This window comes from Mycolicibacterium neworleansense, assembly GCF_001245615.1.
Classification (GTDB): domain Bacteria; phylum Actinomycetota; class Actinomycetes; order Mycobacteriales; family Mycobacteriaceae; genus Mycobacterium; species Mycobacterium neworleansense.
In genome coordinates, this window is record NZ_CWKH01000003.1 from 1,168,129 (window position 1) to 1,182,740 (window position 14,612).

Genomic DNA, 14,612 nt, shown 5'->3' on the forward strand with positions numbered 1-14,612 from the left:
TGATGGCCGCGTGGTGGCAAACCCGGCGGTGATGCGGTGGCGGCCGAGTTCCATGCAGGTGCTCGTGGCCGGGATCATCGCGCTGGCCCTGGCCGGCACCACGCTGCAGACATTCGTCGAGGGCACTGCCGACGTGGCGACGGCGGCCACGGTGTTCTGCGGCGTGTTCGTCCAAGCCCTGCCGTTTCTGGCGCTCGGCGTGGTGATCAGCGGGCTGATCGCGGTTTTCGTCACGCCCGACCGGCTGGCCCGCTGGTTGCCCAGACGCACCGGTGCGGCGATCCTGGCCGCCGGCGTCGGCGGAGCGGCGTTGCCCGGCTGCGAATGCGGTTCAGTGCCGGTGGCGCGCAGGCTTTTCGGCGACGAAGCCCACGGGAACACGGTCGGCGCGGCCGCGCTGACGTTCATGCTCGCGGCACCGGCCATCAACCCCGTCGTGCTGGTGGCCACCGCCGTCGCGTTCCCCGGCCACCCGCAGATGGTTGCTGCCCGGTGTGCGGCATCACTGCTCACCGCGCTGATCATGGGCACGCTGTGGGCCAGGTTCGGCAGCCCGGAGTGGATCACCCGACGCCTGCCCACCCCGCACGACGGTGACGGCTCCCGGTGGGAGATCTTCACCGAAGCGGCACGCCACGACTTCCTTTCGGCAGCCTCCTATCTGGTGGTCGGCGCCGCCGCAGCAGCCGCACTGCACGTGCTGGTTCCGGCGTGGGTGTACGAGCATCTCGCGGGACAGATCGTGCTGGGTGTGATCACCATGGCGGTGCTGGCGGTGGTGCTGGCGCTGTGCTCGGAAGCAGACGCCTTCGTCGCGGCCAGCCTGACCATGCTCCCGCTGCTGCCGCGCCTGGTGTTCCTGGTAGTCGGGCCGGCCGTGGACATCAAGCTGTTCGCCATGCAGGCCGGAATGTTCGGCCGCGCGTTCGCCGTCCGGTTCGCCCCCGCCACATTCGTGGTGGCCACCCTGGTGGCGACCGGCATCGGCCTGCTGATTCTGGGGCCGCGATGAGCCGCGAGACCGAGAACGCCCTGCTGCTGCTCGTCGGGGTCAGCACCGCCATCATCACCATCTCGGGCGCCTACACCCGCTACGTCAAGCCGGGGCTGCTGCCCTATCTGGCCGCGACCGCGGTGTTGCTCATCGCCCTGGCACTCGCCGCGATCGTGCGTGACATCCGGCACGGCAGGCGCGAGGACGACCCGCACGCAGGCCATGACCATCCGCACTCTCCCGGCGTCGCCTGGCTACTGCTCATCCCGATCGCGCTGCTGGCCTTCGTGGTACCCCCGGCCATCCGCCCGGACGCCGCCTCGGTGACCGAGGTGTCCACCGATGTGCTGCGCCGTCCGTTTCCACCCCTACCCGACGGCGCTGCCCCGGAAATCTCGCTGCCCGATGCGCTGATCCGCGTGGCACAGGACTCCGCGGGCACCCTCGACAATCGCAGGATCACCGTCACCGGGTTCACCATGCGCGACGGTGACCGCACGGATCTGGCGCGGGTGGTGATCATCTGCTGCGCCGCGGACGCCCAGCTCGCCCGCATCCATCTGTCCGGGCCAGCGGCGGCTCAGGTGTCCGGCTATCCGGACGACACCTGGATCAAGGTGGAGGGCATGATCCCTGCCGGACAAAGCGATTCGAGCCGACGCGGAATCCCGACGATGACGGCGCTGAGCGTGGCCCGCACCGATCCCCCGGCACGCCCGTACGCCTACTGACTACTGCCCCCGCGGCCTCGTGAGAGAACAGTCACCACAGTTCGACCCGCCCGGCACCCGGTAGTACAGACAACAGCTGCGCCGCCGGAACGTCAGGCCGGTCAGGTCGCCGGTGCCGGCCAGATCGCCGGTGCCCAACAGCGATTCGGTGACCGCGACGACGTCGTCGCGCAATTCCGGTCGCACCCGGGCCAGTTCGTGCGCCGCCGCCACCAGCGCTGCCGCGGCATTGCCGTAGAGCAGCCGCGGCGCGATCTTGACCCGCAGTCCGGCAGCCAGCGGCTCGAGGTGCTCGCTGACGACCCTTCGGTACAGCTGCGGTGGCAGTGCGCCGTCGACGGGTGCGCCCACGGGGACAGGCAATCGCAACTCGGTACTGCCGGCGTGGCGTTGCAGATCGGTGAGGTCGGGCAGCACACCGTATCGCAGCGCGCAGGCCAGCAGGGGCGACCACAACCGAGAGGCATGACTGAACTGGACCAGGGACGCACCGATACGCAGGTCGGTCGTGCCGCACCGCTGCGCGGTCGCGCTGACGAGGTCGGCGCAACCCCCGCCATAGCAGCGTTGCACCGGAACCCAGCCGGCCGGGTCCCCGCCGACTGTGATCGCGAAAAAGCCCCCGTACAAGGCGATTTCACTCAGCTGATCACCGATGTTCACGGCCTCACCGTTACCTTCGCGGGGACGGCGACCTGTGGCCTGCCGGTATCTTCGTCGAGGGTGATCCGGGCCTCGACCCCGTACACCTCGAACAACAACCGCTCGGTGAGAATGTCGGCCGGAGCGCCGAGCGCCACCAGCCGGCCACCGTCGAGGACACAGATCCGATCACAGTACGCCGCGGCGAGATTGAGGTCGTGCAATGCGGCGACCACCGTCGCACCGGTCTGCCGCAACAGGTGCAGGGCCTCGTGTTGGTGGCGCAGGTCGAGGTGGTTGGTGGGTTCGTCGAGCACGATCACGTCGGTGCGCTGAGCCAGCGCCCGGGCGATGAGGACCCGTTGCTTCTGCCCTCCCGACAGCCGGCCGTAGCCGGCCCCGCTGAGGTCTGCGATGTCCAGCGCCGCCAGTGCGGCGCCGATGATCTCCCGGTCCTCACGGCTGTCCGCATCGAAGGAGCGCTTGTACGGGGTGCGCCCCATCGCCACCATGTCGAACACCGTGAGCTCGAAATCGCCGGTGGATTCCTGCAATACCGCCGCGACCCGGCGTGCGGCCTGCTTGCCCGGCAGCTTCCACACATCGGTGCCGTCGACCAGCACCCGCCCGGTGCTCGGCCGCTGCGCCCGGTACAACGTGCGCAGCAGCGTGGTCTTGCCCGCGCCGTTGGGGCCCACGACCGCCAGCATCTCACCCGGGACGACCGACAACGACACGTCGGCGATCAACGGTGTACCGCGGACCGACACCGACACCGCCTCGAACGTCACGCCCGCCGTCATATCTGGGCCTTACGCCGCATCAACCACAGGAAGAACGGCCCTCCGACGAGCGCGGTGAGTATCCCCACCGGCAGTTCCTCGGGCGCGGCCACGGTCCGGGCCACGATGTCGCACAGCACCAGAAACGCCGCGCCAAGCAAGGTGGCGGCCGGCAACGCCCGACGGTGATCGGCACCGACCAGCAGACGCACCACATGCGGCATGATCAGCCCGACAAACCCGATCGTGCCGCTCACCGCGACCATGGCTCCGACCATGAGCGCCACGACCACGAACATTCCGGCGCGGAACCGGTGCACGTCCAACCCGAGTGAGGCGGCCGCCTCTTCGCCGGTGTAGAGCAGGTTCAGGGACCGGGTGAAGGCCAGCAGCACCACCACGCCGACGAGCACCGCGGCGGCGGGCACCCAGACCATGCGCCAGGTGGCACCGCCCAGACCGCCCAGCATCCACCGCACGGCCGCCTGCGTCTTGTGCGGATCGTCGGATGTCACGATGAGCAGACTGGCCACCGCCGACAGCACTTCAGCCACCGCCACCCCGGCCAGGATCAACCGTACGGTCGTCATCCGGCCTCCCGAGCGGGCCAGGAAGTACACCGCGACGAGGGCGAGGAAGGCCCCGAGGAAGGCCGCCAGCGGCACGGTGACCACCTGCAGTGCGCCGGCGCCGAACACCAGGACGGCCACGGCACCGACCGAGGCGCCCGAGGAAACCCCCAGCAGCATGGGATCTGCCAGCGGATTGCGCACCACCGCCTGCAGCGCCATGCCGCACGCCGCCAGACCGGCGCCGACCACCGCTCCCAGGACCACGCGGGGCAGCCGGGCGTCGAGCACGATGGATTCCCTTACCGCAGGCCAACTCTGATCGACGAGGCCCGGTGTGACGGCGTGCACTACGATGGCCCACACCTGCCCCGGCGGGATCGACACCGAACCGATTGCCACACCGGCGGTCATCGCCGCGAGCAACAGCGCGGCCAGCGCAGCCATGGCCGGCCGGTAGGGCATCAGACAAACCGATCCGGGTGCAGCTGCCGGGCCAGGGCATCCACCGCCCGGCCCACCCGCACGCCCACCACCACCGAGGACAACGGCAGCACCGCGAACCGCTGGTGCTCGACTGCCGGAACATGTTGCAACAGAGGATGTTCGGTCAGGAATCTCTTCTTGCCTGCGACGGGCTGGTCTCCGTAGTCGTAGATCACGATGACCTCGGGTGCGCGCTCGGCGAACTGCTCGAACGACACGTCGCCCCACACCTTGGGGACGTCGGCGAACACGTTGACGCCGCCGGCGGCCTCGATCATCAGGTTGCCGATGCCCTTGCCGCCCGAGGTGAACACGGTGGCCTCACCGCTGTCGTAGACCGCGACCCGCACCGGCCGGACGCCGCGCACTTGCGCCTGGGACTGCGCCAGCTGACCGTGCAGCTTCTCGATCTGCTGCTCAGCCCGGTCACTGACGCCGAAAATTGTTCCGAGATTCCGTATTTCGTCGTCCACGGTGGACATGGCAACGGGTTCGGACAGGCAATCCTCGATGTTGAGATAGGTGTGAACTCCGGCCTCGGTCAGGCGTTGCCTGCCGCGGCCCTCTTTCTCGTCGAAGGCACTTTCCCAGCCGCCGTAGACGAAATCGGGTTCCACGGCCAGCAGCGCTTCATACGACGGATACTCCTGGGCGAGCACCGGAATGCTGTCGTATGCCGCCTGGTACTCGGGCAGGATCCGGTCGTCGAGGTAGGACGTGCCGACCATGGAATGCTGCAGGCCCAGCGCCAACAGCGTCTCGATCGCATGCTGATTGAGAGCGACCGCACGGGCGGGCGGGCGGTCATATGTGGTGCTGACACCGCAATTGTCGATGGTGACCGGGAATCCCGGTGGGGCGTTGCCTGCCGCCTCCGGCGCCGCCGTGGCGGCGCACCCCGATGTCACCAGTGCCGACGCCAATGCGGCGATCAGCCAACGAGCAGCCATGGGCCTACCCATCCTCTCCGGGGAGATCCGCCCCAGTACTTGCGAGGTGGCGACTGCGGTGTGTATCTGGCTATCACAGTGGCGGGACCGCGCCGGATTCACACCGGCTTCCACGATCCGCAGTCGCCCTAACGCCCCGATCGTAGGTCAAGCAGGGCCGACGACCGGCAGCAGCGCCATCTCCCTGGCGTTCTTGATCGCCGTGGCGACCTGCCGCTGTTGTTGCGGGGTGAGCCCGGTGATGCGCCGGGACCGGATCTTGCCCCGCTCGCTGATGAAGGTGCGCAGTAGGTGGACGTCCTTGTAGTCGACCTCGGTCACGCCGAGGGCGTCCAGCTGATTGCGCCTGGGTTTTTTCAGTTCCGTTGCCGGAGGACGTTTCCGGGGAGTCTTCTTGGCCATCACCAGCTCGACTTCCGCACACCGGGCAATTCACCGCGATGCGCCATTTCCCGCACGCGGACCCGCGAGAGCCCGAACTTTCGCAGGTGCCCGCGCGGGCGGCCGTCGACCGCGTCCCGGTTGCGCAGCCGCACCGGACTCGAATCGCGGGGCAGGCGCTGCAGAGCCGAGACCGCCGCGGCCCGCTGCTCACCGGTGGTGGCCGGATTGCGAATGATGTCTTTGAGCTCAGCGCGCCGTTCGGCGTAGCGCTCCACGAGTTTCCGGCGCTGCTCGTTCTTGACGATCTTGGACAGCTTGGCCATCAGCGCTCCTCACGGAAGTCGACGTGGCGGCGCACGATCGGGTCGTACTTGCGCAACACGATGCGGTCCGGGTCGTTGCGGCGGTTCTTGCGGGTGACGTAGGTGTACCCGGTTCCCGCGGTCGACTTCAGCTTCACGATCGGCCGGATGTCGGTGCTGGCCATCAGATCTTCTCCCCTCGGCTACGCAGCCGGGCCACCACGGTCTCGATGCCGTCCCGGTCGATCACCTTGATTCCCTTGGCACTGACCCGCAGCCGGACCCGGCGCCCCTCGCTCGGCAGGTAGTAGGTCTTGGTCTGGATGTTCGGGTTCCAGCGTCGGCGACTGCGCTTGTGCGAGTGCGACACCGTGTTGCCGAACCCGGGCGAGCGCCCGGTGACTTGGCAGTGGGCAGACATCGGTCTCCTTCGGATGGGGTAGCCTCACGATAATGATAATCGTTTTCAACAACAACTTCGTCGGGAGGTGCGGTGCGAACCCCTGTGGTGCTGATCGCCGGTCAAGGTGACAGCGACGGCGTAGCGGAAGAACTGGGCCGCAGGCCGGGAACCGTGCTGGTGCGCCATGCCTTCGACGGCCAAGTGGTCGTGCGGACCGTGTCCGATGGCGCCGGCACATCCGAACTCGGCCTCGAGCTCGCCCACGGTTGCGTGTCCTGCACCGTCCGCGACGACCTGCTGATCCTGTTGCGGCGCCTGCACCGGCGCAGCGACGTGGAGCGCATCGTCGTGCAGTTGATGCCGTGGCTGGAGGCCGAGCCGGTGTGCTGGGCCATCAACACCATCCGGGTCCACGTCGGTCCCGGCTACATCGACGGCCCTGCCGCCCGCGATGTCACCATCGAAGCGGTGATCGCCTCCCTGGACGCGACGGTCTGGCTGCAGCAGTCGGTCGGCGACGAGGAACTACCCGACGGACGCACGGTGGCACAGGTGGTGGTCGGGCAAGCCGAATTCGCCGACATGCTGGTGCTCAACGAGCCCGACGCCACCACCCTCGCCGTGCTGCGCCGGCTCGCGCCCCGCGCCCGCATCACTGTGGGCCCCGACCGGGTCGAGCTCGGCCTGGCGCATCTGGAACCGAACAGCCCGCGCGGGCGCACCTCGACCGCGCACGATCCCCTACTGGCCGGCGAACCACCTCTGGAGCCCGACGACGAGGTGATCATCGTGGAATTCGCGGCGCGCCGGCCGTTCCACCCTCTGCGCCTGCACGAGGCGGTGGACCTGCTACTCGACGGCGTCGTGCGCACCCGCGGCCGGGCCTGGCTGGCCAACCGTCCAGCCGACGTCATGTGGATCGAATCCGCGGGCGGCGGAATGCATTTCAGCAATGCCGGAAAATGGCTGGCGGCAATGGACGCGACCGAGCGGGCCTACACCGACCCCGAACGCGTGGCGATCGCCGCGATCGACTGGCACCACCAATTCGGTGACCGCCACATCTCGCTGACGGTGCTGGTGTGCGGTGCCCGCCCCGGCGACGTCATCGAGGCGCTGCGCGGCGCGCTGCTCACCGACGACGAGCTGGCGCGACCGGACGAGTGGGCCGATTACCCCGACCCGTTCGGCGATTGGCACGAAGAACCGTGTCAGCCCGGAATCGACGAGCCCGCCGCATCCGTCCATCAGGAAGTCCACCAGGAAGGCGAATCACAGTGAAACCCGATATCCACCCCGACTATCACCCCGTGGTGTTTCAGGACGCCTCGACCGGCACCAAGTTCCTGACCCGGTCGACGGCCACCAGCGAGCGCACCATCGAGTGGCCCACCGCCGACGGCATCCAGACCTATCCGCTGATCGTCGTCGACGTCACCAGCGACTCACACCCGTTCTGGACCGGCACCGCCCGGCACCTCGACTCGGCCGGGCAGGTGGAGAAATTCCGACGTCGCTACGGACACATCTAGCCCTAGTGTGAAGCCATGCGGCTCAAGCCCGGCAGACCCGACCTGGCCCCCTATGCGCGGTTCTTCGACGTGCCGTCGGCCACACCGCAGTCCCCGGTCACCATCACCTGGGCCGGGGTCAGCACGCTGCTGGTCGACGACGGCGCCTCGGCCGTCCTCACCGATGGGTTCTTCTCCCGGCCCGGGCTGCTGAGCGTCGGCCTCGGCAAGCTGACGCCGTCGCTGCCCCGCATCGACGGCAGCCTGGCCCACCTCGGCATCGACAAACTCGACGCGGTGCTGCCGGTGCACACCCACTTCGACCACGCCATGGACTCGGCCGTGGTGGCCGAGCGCACCGGCGCCCGGCTGGTGGGCGGCACCTCGACCGCACAGGTCGGGGCCGGCGGAGGCCTGGCCCCCGATCGGATCGTCACGGTGACCCCGGGTGCAGCCGAAACCCTCGGCGCGTACGACGTGACGCTCTTCGAGTCCGAACACTGCCCACCGGACCGGTTTCCGGGTGTCATCACCGCGCCCGTCGTCCCGCCGGTGAAAGTCTCGGCCTACAAGTGCGGCGAGGCCTGGTCGACTCTGGTGCGTCACCGGCCCAGCGATCGGAGCCTGCTGATCGTCGGCAGTGCCGGGGCGGTGCCCGGTGCCTTGGCCGGACAGCGCGCCGAGGTGGTCTACCTGGGGATCGGCCAGTTGGGGCTGCAGTCCGGGCCGTACTTCGAAAGCTACTGGGCCGAAACCGTGCGCACGGTCGGTGCGCACCGTGTGGTGCTGATCCACTGGGACGACTTCTTCCGCCCGCTGCACAAGCCGTTGCGCGCGTTGCCCTTTGCCGGCGACGACCTGGATGTCTCGATGCGCGTGCTGACCCGGCTGGCCGAACGCGACGGAGTCAGCCTGCACCTGCCGACGCTGTGGGAGCGTGCCGATCCGTGGATCAGCTGAGCCGCTGAAACGCCGGCGGCAGTGGCAGACCCAGATCGGCCAGCACGCCGCGCAGCCGCGTCGGATAATCGGTGATGAGGCCGTCGACGCCGTCCGCGATCAGCGCCCGCATGGCGGCCGGATCGTTGACGGTCCACGGAGTCACCTTGAGCCCCAGCGCGTGTGCCCGCTGCACGAACTCGCGGTTCACCAGCCGATATTGGGGTGAGAGGGCGCTGGCGCCGATCGACTGCGCGGCGACGATCGGATCATGGGTGACGACCGGATCCACCCCGCCGAGCCACGGCGAGCCGGGTACCCACGTCGTGTCGTCCCACAACGCCACCCGCGGTATCGACGGCTCGGCGCTGCGCACCAACGGCAGTGTGCGCCAGTCGAAGCTCTGGATGTCCACCTTGCCGACCTTGCCCGCCGCCCGCACCGCGGACAGGATCACGCCGACGAATTCCTCTGGGGTGGCTGATGTTTCCGGCTTGTCGGCCTCGATCTTGGTCTCGATGTTGAAGCGGACGTCCGCACGGTAGGCGTCGGTCAGCGCGAACACCTCGGGCAGGGTGGCAATCTTGTTGCCGCGTACCACCTCGGCGTCTGGGAATCCGCTGAGCAACTTGCCGCAGTCGAGGGTGCGGATCTGTTCGAGCGTCAGATCGTGCACCAGCTTGCCGACGTACGGGTACATCGGGTCGCCCGGGAACGCCGGTTCGGTGTCGGCGCATTTGGTCTCGTCGATCCGGGGGTCGTGCCACACCAGGGGTTGCTTGTCCTTGGTGAGCACGATGTCGAGCTCAAGCGTGCTCACCCCAAGCTCCAACGACTTGGCGAAGGCCCGCAGTGACTCCTCGGTGGTCTCGCCGCGTCCGCCGCGGTGGGACTGCAGGTCGAAACCGGCGGGCGCGGCGACGGCCGGCGGGACGGACCCGAACGCGGCGGCCAGAGCGAGCAACAGGATCATCGGAACAGCCGGACGCATGGTCACCAACGCTATCGAGCAAACCGAGTACGGTCAGGGCGGCGTGGCCCGACCGCGCGAATCGTCATCGGATGTTCGACTGGCCGAAAGGATCCACGCGGTTGCTTCTGGCCCTGGTGCTGCTGGCCGTCGTCCTGGTGTTCGCGCTGGCGCGGCCCGAGGGCTGGCCCGAGGCCGTCGTGGCGCTCCCGGCGGCCGGGCTGCTGATCGTCGTCGGCGTCATCTCGCCGGACGATGCCCTGGCCGAGGTGAATCGCCTGCTGCCCGTGGTCGGGTTCCTGGCGGCCGTGCTGGTGCTGGCCCACCTGTGCGACGACGAGGGCCTGTTCCACGCCGCGGGCACGCTGATGGCCCGTGCCAGCCACGGTGATCCGCGCCGGCTGCTGACGAAGGTGTTTGTGATCGGCGCGACGACGACGGCGGTGCTGAGCCTCGATGCCACCGTGGTGCTGCTGACCCCGGTGGTGCTGGCCACCGCCCGCACACTGTCGATCGCGCCGCGACCGCATGCCTATGCCAGCGCGCATCTGGCCAACTCCGCGTCGCTGCTGTTTCCGGTCTCGAACCTGACGAACCTGTTGGCCTTCGCCGTGGCCGGCTTGTCGTTCACTCAGTTCAGCGCGGTGATGGCCCTGCCGTGGCTGGCCGGTATCGCGGTCGAATTCGTCTTGCTGCGACTGCTTTTCCGAGGCGAGCTGAGCCGCCCGGCCACCGAGGTGGCGCCGCCGCCGCCCGAGATTCCGGTGTTCGTGCTCGTGGTGCTGGGATTGACGCTGGCAGGTTTCGTGGCGACCTCGGTATTCGATGTGTCCCCGGCCTGGGCCGCCCTGGCCGGTGCGCTGGTCCTCGGGGTGCGCAGTCTGGCCCAGCGGCGCAGCACGATCGGCGGCATCGCACGCGCAGTCAACGTGCCGTTCCTGGCGTTCGTACTGTGCCTGGGTGTCGTGGTCGACGCGGTCGTGCAGAACGGCCTCGGCGACGCCATGCGCGGGGTGCTCCCGGTCGGCGACTCGCTGCCCGCACTACTGGGTTTCGCCGCCGTGGCGGCCGTGCTGGCCAATCTGGTGAACAATCTGCCCGCCGTGCTGGTGCTCCTGCCGCTGGTGGTGGCGTCCGGGCCCGGGGCGGTGCTGGCCGTGCTGATCGGGGTCAACGTCGGCCCCAACCTGACCTATATCGGCTCGTTGTCGAACCTGCTGTGGCGCAATGTGGTTCATCGCGAAGGCGTGCCGGCTCGGTTCACCGAGTTCAGCCGGGTGGGGCTGGTGACCACGCCGCTCACCCTGGTGGCCGCCGTGGCGGCTCTTTGGGTCAGCTTGCGTGTCCTCGGGGGTTAGTCCGGGCGTTGACTCTGCGGTCAGGGCTGACCGCACTCGCACTTCTGCGCCGTAGCCGCAGAGTGAACGTCAAACTAGAGATTCCGGCGCTGGCGGGCGATCTCGGCGAGCACCACACCGGCGGCCACCGAGGCATTCAGCGATTCCGTCGGCCCCGCCATCGGGATCGACACCACCGCATCGCAATTCTCACGCACCAGCCGGGACAGGCCCTTGCCCTCCGAGCCGACCACCACGACCATCGGTCCGCTGCCCTCGAGCTCGTCGAGCGTGGTGTCACCACCGGCATCCAGACCGACCACCTGCAGGCCGGCGTCGGCGTAGCTCTTCAGCGTCCGGGTCAGGTTCGTCGCCCGCGCCACGGGTGTCCGGGCCGCGGCGCCGGCGCTGGTGCGCCACGCCACGGCGGTGACCGATGCCGAGCGGCGCTGCGGGATCACCACACCCTGCCCGCCGAAGGCGGCCACCGAACGCACGATGGCACCCAGGTTGCGCGGGTCGGAGATGTTGTCCAGCGCCACCAGCAACGCCGGCTCGCCGGCGTCCCGGGCCGCCTTCAACAGATCATCGGGGTGGGCGTATTCGTACGGCGGCACCTGCAGGGCCAGGCCCTGGTGCAACGCATTCGAGCTCATCCGGTCCAGATCGTGGCGCTGCACCTCCAGGATCGAGATGCCCCGGTCGGCGGCGATCTGGACGGATTCCGTCAGCCGCTCGTCGGCCTCCGCACCCAGCGCGACATACAGCGCGGTGGCCGGAACCTTGGCCCGCAGGCACTCCACCACCGGGTTGCGGCCCAGCACCAACTCGGTGTCGTCAGTCTTCTTGTGCCGCCCCTGCGCCTGACGCGCCGCCTTGGCGGCCTTCTTGGCAGCCGGGTGGTGCGGTCGCTGATCTGCCCGTGGCGTCGCCCCGCGGCCTTCGAGCCCGCGGCGCCGCACGCCACCGGACCCGACCGTCGGCCCCTTCTTCGTCCCCGGCTTGCGCACTGCGCCGCGCCGCTGCGAATTCCCGGCCATCTACGCTCCGTTCCCGTCCACCAGTGCCCACTGAGGACCGTCTGCGGTGTCGGTGACCTCGATGCCGGCTGCCTTGAGCCGATCCCGGATGGCGTCGGCGGCCGCCCAGTCCCGATTGGTCCGGGCCTCGGCACGGCCCGCCAGGGCCCACTGCACCAGTTCATCCACCGCGGCCAGCGCGGCAGAGGTCTCGTCTCGGGACTCCCAGCGCTCGTCGAGCGGATCGCAGCCCAGGATGCCCATCATCGCCCGGATCGAGGTGGCCTGTGCCATGGCGCCCGCGTGGTCACCGGCGTCCAGCGCCCGGTTGCCCACGGCGCGGGCGGCATGGACCTCGGCCAGAGCGATCGGAACGGCGAGGTCGTCATGTAGCGCGGCCGCGAACTTCGGCGTCCAGTCGCCGACGGCCACGGCGCCGACCCTGTTGCGTACCCGGTGCAGGAAGTCTTCGATGCCGCTGTAGGCCTTCACCGCGTCCTGCAGCGCATTCTCGGAGAATTCCAGCATGGACCGATAATGCGCGCTACCCAGGTAATAGCGCAGCTCGGCAGCCCGAACCCGTTGCAGTACAGCGGGAATCGAGAGCACGTTGCCCAGCGACTTGCTCATCTTCTCGCCGCCCATGGTGACCCAGCCGTTGTGCAACCAGTACCGGGCGAAGCCGTCACCCGCGGCAACCGCCTGGGCGATCTCGTTCTCGTGGTGCGGGAAGACCAGGTCCATACCGCCGGCGTGGATGTCGAACTCCGCGCCCAGGTAGGCCTCGCACATCGCCACGCACTCGGTGTGCCAGCCGGGGCGGCCCCGGCCCCACGGCGTCGGCCAGGACGGCTCGCCCGGCTTGGCGCCCTTCCACAACGTGAAATCGCGCTGATCGCGCTTCCCGGTCGCCACACCCTCACCCTGGTGCACGTCATCGATGCGGTGGCCCGACAGCGCGCCGTAGTCGGACAGGCTCAGCACATCGAAGTAGACGTCGCCGCCCGCCGAGTAGGCGTGGCCCCGCTCGATCAGCCGCTCGATGAGCTCGACCATCTGGGTGATGTGGCCGGTGGCCCGCGGCTCAGCCGACGGCGGCAGCACGCCCAGCGCGTCGTAGGCTGCGCTGAACGCCCGCTCGTACGTCGCGGCCCACTCCCACCACGGCCGGCCGGCGTCGGCCGCCTTGTTGAGGATCTTGTCGTCGATGTCGGTGACGTTGCGGATGAACGCAACGTCGTATCCATTGGCGGTCAGCCAGCGGCGCAGCACATCGAACGCGACTCCGCTACGGACATGACCGATATGCGGCAACCCCTGGACGGTGGCACCGCACAGGTAGATCGAAGCGTGCCCCGGCCGCAGCGGTACGAAGTCTCGTACGGCACCCGCCATGGTGTCGTACAGCCGCAGTTCGGTCACGACGTGCCAGCTTACCGGGCTATTCAGCAGTAGCTAGCAACGCCGTGGCAATCGCGGCCAATCCTTCACCCCGTCCGGTCAGCCCGAGGCCGTCGGTAGTGGTGGCCGACACCGACACCGGCGCCCCGATCAGCTCCGACAGAAGCCGCTGCGCCTCGTCGCGGCGCGGCCCGATCTTGGGCCGGTTGCCGATCACCTGCACGGTGGCATTGCCGATCTCGAAGCCCGCGGCCTGCACCAAACCGCGGATGTGCCGCAGCATGTCGGCGCCGGTGACCCCGCGCCATTCCGGCCGGTCGGTGCCGAAGACGCCGCCGATGTCGCCCAGGCCCGCCGCGCTGAGCAGCGCGTCACACAAGGCGTGCGCGGCAACGTCGCCGTCGGAATGTCCGGCGCAGCCGTCGGCGTCTTCGAATTCCAAACACAGCAGCCAACAAGGCCGCCCCGGCTCGATCGGGTGGACGTCGGTTCCCAGCCCGACCCTCGGAATCAACATGCGTCACGCTCCATGACGGCCTCGGCGAGCAACAGGTCCAGCGGCGTGGTGATCTTGAACGCCAGTGGGTCGCCCTCGACGATCTGCACCGGCGTACCGATCTGTTCGACGAGCGAGGCGTCGTCGGTGACCGCGCCGGCACCGGCTCGCTGATAGGCGCGACGCAACACGTCGGTCCGGAATCCCTGCGGGGTCTGCACGGCCCGCAGACCGGCGCGCTCAGGTGTCCCCAGCACGGCACCGTTGGCGTCGACCGCCTTGATCGTGTCTGCCAGCGGGAGGCCGGGAACGACGGCGGCGTGCCCGTCGGCCAGCGCAGTGACCACCCGGGCGATCAGCGCCGCAGGGGTCAACGCCCGGGCGGCGTCGTGCACGAGGATGAAATCGGGATCGCCTGCGGCTGCCAGCGCGTCTAAGGCCAGCGCCACCGATTCGGTGCGGTCGGCTCCCCCGGCCACGATCTGCGCGCGCTCCCCGAACACCAAGATGGCCTCATCGGTGAGCGCAGGCGGTACCGCGACCACGACCTTGTCGATCACCCCTGAAGCCAGCAGCCCATCCAGGGCATGCTCCAGCAGGGGTTTGTCCCCCAGATTGACGAACGCTTTGGGTCTGCCCGCGCCTAGCCGCTCACCAGAGCCGGCGGCCGGGACGACCGCGACAGTTGTTGCCACG

19 protein-coding genes and 1 riboswitch are annotated in these 14,612 nt (G+C 69.0%); of the genes, 6 read left to right on the top strand and 13 right to left on the bottom strand.

Translation table 11 applies throughout. The features are described 5' to 3' along the window. Positions 1-52: 52 nt before the first annotated feature. The gene (locus tag BN2156_RS30080) at positions 53-1,012 is read left to right on the top strand and encodes a permease (protein ID WP_162491024.1); all 960 of its coding nucleotides are present in this window, start codon (positions 53-55) and stop codon (positions 1,010-1,012) included. After that, the gene (locus tag BN2156_RS30085; RefSeq protein ID WP_090518480.1) at positions 1,009-1,725 is read left to right on the top strand and encodes a TIGR03943 family putative permease subunit; all 717 of its coding nucleotides are present in this window, start codon (positions 1,009-1,011) and stop codon (positions 1,723-1,725) included. The genes BN2156_RS30080 and BN2156_RS30085 overlap by 4 nt, the downstream gene beginning before the upstream one ends. On the opposite strand, the gene BN2156_RS30090 is transcribed toward BN2156_RS30085, so the two are convergent. The 8 genes from BN2156_RS30090 to rpmB all read right to left on the bottom strand — a co-directional run bounded on the left by BN2156_RS30090 (position 1,726) and on the right by rpmB (position 6,261). Beyond that, on the bottom strand, positions 1,726-2,388 hold the full coding sequence (locus tag BN2156_RS30090) for a (2Fe-2S)-binding protein (protein WP_090518481.1): 663 nt from the start codon (positions 2,386-2,388) through the stop codon (positions 1,726-1,728). It lies immediately after the preceding gene. After that, positions 2,385-3,170: an ABC transporter ATP-binding protein gene (locus BN2156_RS30095; RefSeq protein ID WP_090518482.1), complete on the bottom strand. Its 786-nt coding sequence runs from the start codon at positions 3,168-3,170 to the stop codon at positions 2,385-2,387. Before BN2156_RS30095 ends, BN2156_RS30090 begins: the two co-directional genes overlap by 4 nt. Next, entirely contained in the window at positions 3,167-4,183 is a 1,017-nt protein-coding gene (locus BN2156_RS30100; protein WP_090518483.1) for a FecCD family ABC transporter permease, read from the bottom strand. Before BN2156_RS30100 ends, BN2156_RS30095 begins: the two co-directional genes overlap by 4 nt. Further along, positions 4,183-5,154, bottom strand: coding sequence for an ABC transporter substrate-binding protein (locus BN2156_RS30105; RefSeq protein ID WP_090518484.1), 972 nt, complete (start codon positions 5,152-5,154; stop codon positions 4,183-4,185). Before BN2156_RS30105 ends, BN2156_RS30100 begins: the two co-directional genes overlap by 1 nt. Positions 5,155-5,194: 40 nt before the next feature. Further along, positions 5,195-5,291, bottom strand: a riboswitch (cobalamin riboswitch). Positions 5,292-5,301: 10 nt separating this feature from the next. After that, a complete protein-coding gene (rpsR, locus tag BN2156_RS30110) occupies positions 5,302-5,559 on the bottom strand; it encodes a 30S ribosomal protein S18 (protein WP_090518485.1) in 258 nt (85 codons plus the stop codon). Beyond that, complete coding sequence (gene rpsN, locus BN2156_RS30115; RefSeq protein WP_090518486.1) at positions 5,556-5,861, bottom strand: 30S ribosomal protein S14; 306 nt, start codon at positions 5,859-5,861, stop codon at positions 5,556-5,558. Before rpsN ends, rpsR begins: the two co-directional genes overlap by 4 nt. Continuing rightward, positions 5,861-6,025 (bottom strand): 50S ribosomal protein L33, encoded by a 165-nt coding sequence (rpmG, locus tag BN2156_RS30120; protein ID WP_090518487.1) that lies wholly within the window; start codon positions 6,023-6,025, stop codon positions 5,861-5,863. Before rpmG ends, rpsN begins: the two co-directional genes overlap by 1 nt. After that, positions 6,025-6,261 carry a 50S ribosomal protein L28 gene (gene rpmB / locus BN2156_RS30125; protein ID WP_090518488.1) on the bottom strand — a complete coding sequence of 79 codons (237 nt, stop codon included), beginning with the start codon at positions 6,259-6,261 and terminating at the stop codon, positions 6,025-6,027. Before rpmB ends, rpmG begins: the two co-directional genes overlap by 1 nt. 72 nt (positions 6,262-6,333) lie before the next feature. Here rpmB and mrf point away from each other — a divergent pair, with 72 nt between their 5' ends. From mrf to BN2156_RS30140, 3 genes are read left to right on the top strand one after another with little or no spacing between them, the layout of a single operon-like run. After that, positions 6,334-7,524 (top strand): ribosome hibernation factor-recruiting GTPase MRF, encoded by a 1,191-nt coding sequence (mrf, locus tag BN2156_RS30130; protein ID WP_090518489.1) that lies wholly within the window; start codon positions 6,334-6,336, stop codon positions 7,522-7,524. Beyond that, positions 7,521-7,775 (top strand): type B 50S ribosomal protein L31, encoded by a 255-nt coding sequence (locus tag BN2156_RS30135; protein WP_090518490.1) that lies wholly within the window; start codon positions 7,521-7,523, stop codon positions 7,773-7,775. The genes mrf and BN2156_RS30135 overlap by 4 nt, the downstream gene beginning before the upstream one ends. Before the next feature lie 15 nt (positions 7,776-7,790). Further along, on the top strand, positions 7,791-8,714 hold the full coding sequence (locus BN2156_RS30140; RefSeq protein ID WP_090518491.1) for an MBL fold metallo-hydrolase: 924 nt from the start codon (positions 7,791-7,793) through the stop codon (positions 8,712-8,714). On the opposite strand, the gene BN2156_RS30145 is transcribed toward BN2156_RS30140, so the two are convergent. After that, entirely contained in the window at positions 8,707-9,684 is a 978-nt protein-coding gene (locus BN2156_RS30145; RefSeq protein WP_090518492.1) for a glycerophosphodiester phosphodiesterase, read from the bottom strand. The genes BN2156_RS30140 and BN2156_RS30145 overlap by 8 nt on opposite strands. Before the next feature lie 71 nt (positions 9,685-9,755). On the opposite strand from BN2156_RS30145, the gene BN2156_RS30150 reads away from it, so the two are divergent. Continuing rightward, positions 9,756-11,021 (top strand): SLC13 family permease, encoded by a 1,266-nt coding sequence (locus BN2156_RS30150; protein ID WP_090518493.1) that lies wholly within the window; start codon positions 9,756-9,758, stop codon positions 11,019-11,021. Positions 11,022-11,095: 74 nt separating this feature from the next. Here BN2156_RS30150 and rlmB read toward each other — a convergent pair whose 3' ends face one another. From rlmB to ispD, 4 genes are read right to left on the bottom strand one after another with little or no spacing between them, the layout of a single operon-like run. Then, positions 11,096-12,040, bottom strand: a complete 945-nt coding sequence (rlmB, locus tag BN2156_RS30155) for a 23S rRNA (guanosine(2251)-2'-O)-methyltransferase RlmB (protein ID WP_090518494.1) — start codon at positions 12,038-12,040, stop codon at positions 11,096-11,098. Continuing rightward, positions 12,041-13,441, bottom strand: a complete 1,401-nt coding sequence (cysS, locus tag BN2156_RS30160) for a cysteine--tRNA ligase (RefSeq protein ID WP_090518495.1) — start codon at positions 13,439-13,441, stop codon at positions 12,041-12,043. Between the two features lie 19 nt (positions 13,442-13,460). Beyond that, positions 13,461-13,937, bottom strand: a complete 477-nt coding sequence (ispF, locus tag BN2156_RS30165; protein ID WP_090518496.1) for a 2-C-methyl-D-erythritol 2,4-cyclodiphosphate synthase — start codon at positions 13,935-13,937, stop codon at positions 13,461-13,463. Continuing rightward, entirely contained in the window at positions 13,931-14,611 is a 681-nt protein-coding gene (ispD, locus tag BN2156_RS30170) for a 2-C-methyl-D-erythritol 4-phosphate cytidylyltransferase (RefSeq protein ID WP_090518497.1), read from the bottom strand. Before ispD ends, ispF begins: the two co-directional genes overlap by 7 nt. Position 14,612 lies beyond the last annotated feature (1 nt).

Excerpts from the sequence above, each read along its gene's own strand:
- BN2156_RS30080 (WP_162491024.1), top strand. The coding sequence starts at position 53 with ATGCAGGTGCTCGTGGCCGGGATCATCGCGCTGGCCCTGGCCGGCACC.
- BN2156_RS30085 (WP_090518480.1), top strand. The coding sequence starts at position 1,009 with ATGAGCCGCGAGACCGAGAACGCCCTGCTGCTGCTCGTCGGGGTCAGC.
- ispF (WP_090518496.1), bottom strand. The coding sequence starts at position 13,937 with ATGTTGATTCCGAGGGTCGGGCTGGGAACCGACGTCCACCCGATCGAG.
- BN2156_RS30100 (WP_090518483.1), bottom strand. The coding sequence starts at position 4,183 with ATGCCCTACCGGCCGGCCATGGCTGCGCTGGCCGCGCTGTTGCTCGCG.
- BN2156_RS30150 (WP_090518493.1), top strand. The coding sequence starts at position 9,756 with ATGTTCGACTGGCCGAAAGGATCCACGCGGTTGCTTCTGGCCCTGGTG.
- rpsN (WP_090518486.1), bottom strand. The coding sequence starts at position 5,861 with ATGGCCAAGCTGTCCAAGATCGTCAAGAACGAGCAGCGCCGGAAACTC.
- BN2156_RS30145 (WP_090518492.1), bottom strand. The coding sequence starts at position 9,684 with ATGCGTCCGGCTGTTCCGATGATCCTGTTGCTCGCTCTGGCCGCCGCG.
- BN2156_RS30140 (WP_090518491.1), top strand. The coding sequence starts at position 7,791 with ATGCGGCTCAAGCCCGGCAGACCCGACCTGGCCCCCTATGCGCGGTTC.
- BN2156_RS30095 (WP_090518482.1), bottom strand. The coding sequence starts at position 3,170 with ATGACGGCGGGCGTGACGTTCGAGGCGGTGTCGGTGTCGGTCCGCGGT.
- rpmG (WP_090518487.1), bottom strand. The coding sequence starts at position 6,025 with ATGGCCAGCACCGACATCCGGCCGATCGTGAAGCTGAAGTCGACCGCG.
- BN2156_RS30105 (WP_090518484.1), bottom strand. The coding sequence starts at position 5,154 with ATGGCTGCTCGTTGGCTGATCGCCGCATTGGCGTCGGCACTGGTGACA.
- rlmB (WP_090518494.1), bottom strand. The coding sequence starts at position 12,040 with ATGGCCGGGAATTCGCAGCGGCGCGGCGCAGTGCGCAAGCCGGGGACG.
- rpmB (WP_090518488.1), bottom strand. The coding sequence starts at position 6,261 with ATGTCTGCCCACTGCCAAGTCACCGGGCGCTCGCCCGGGTTCGGCAAC.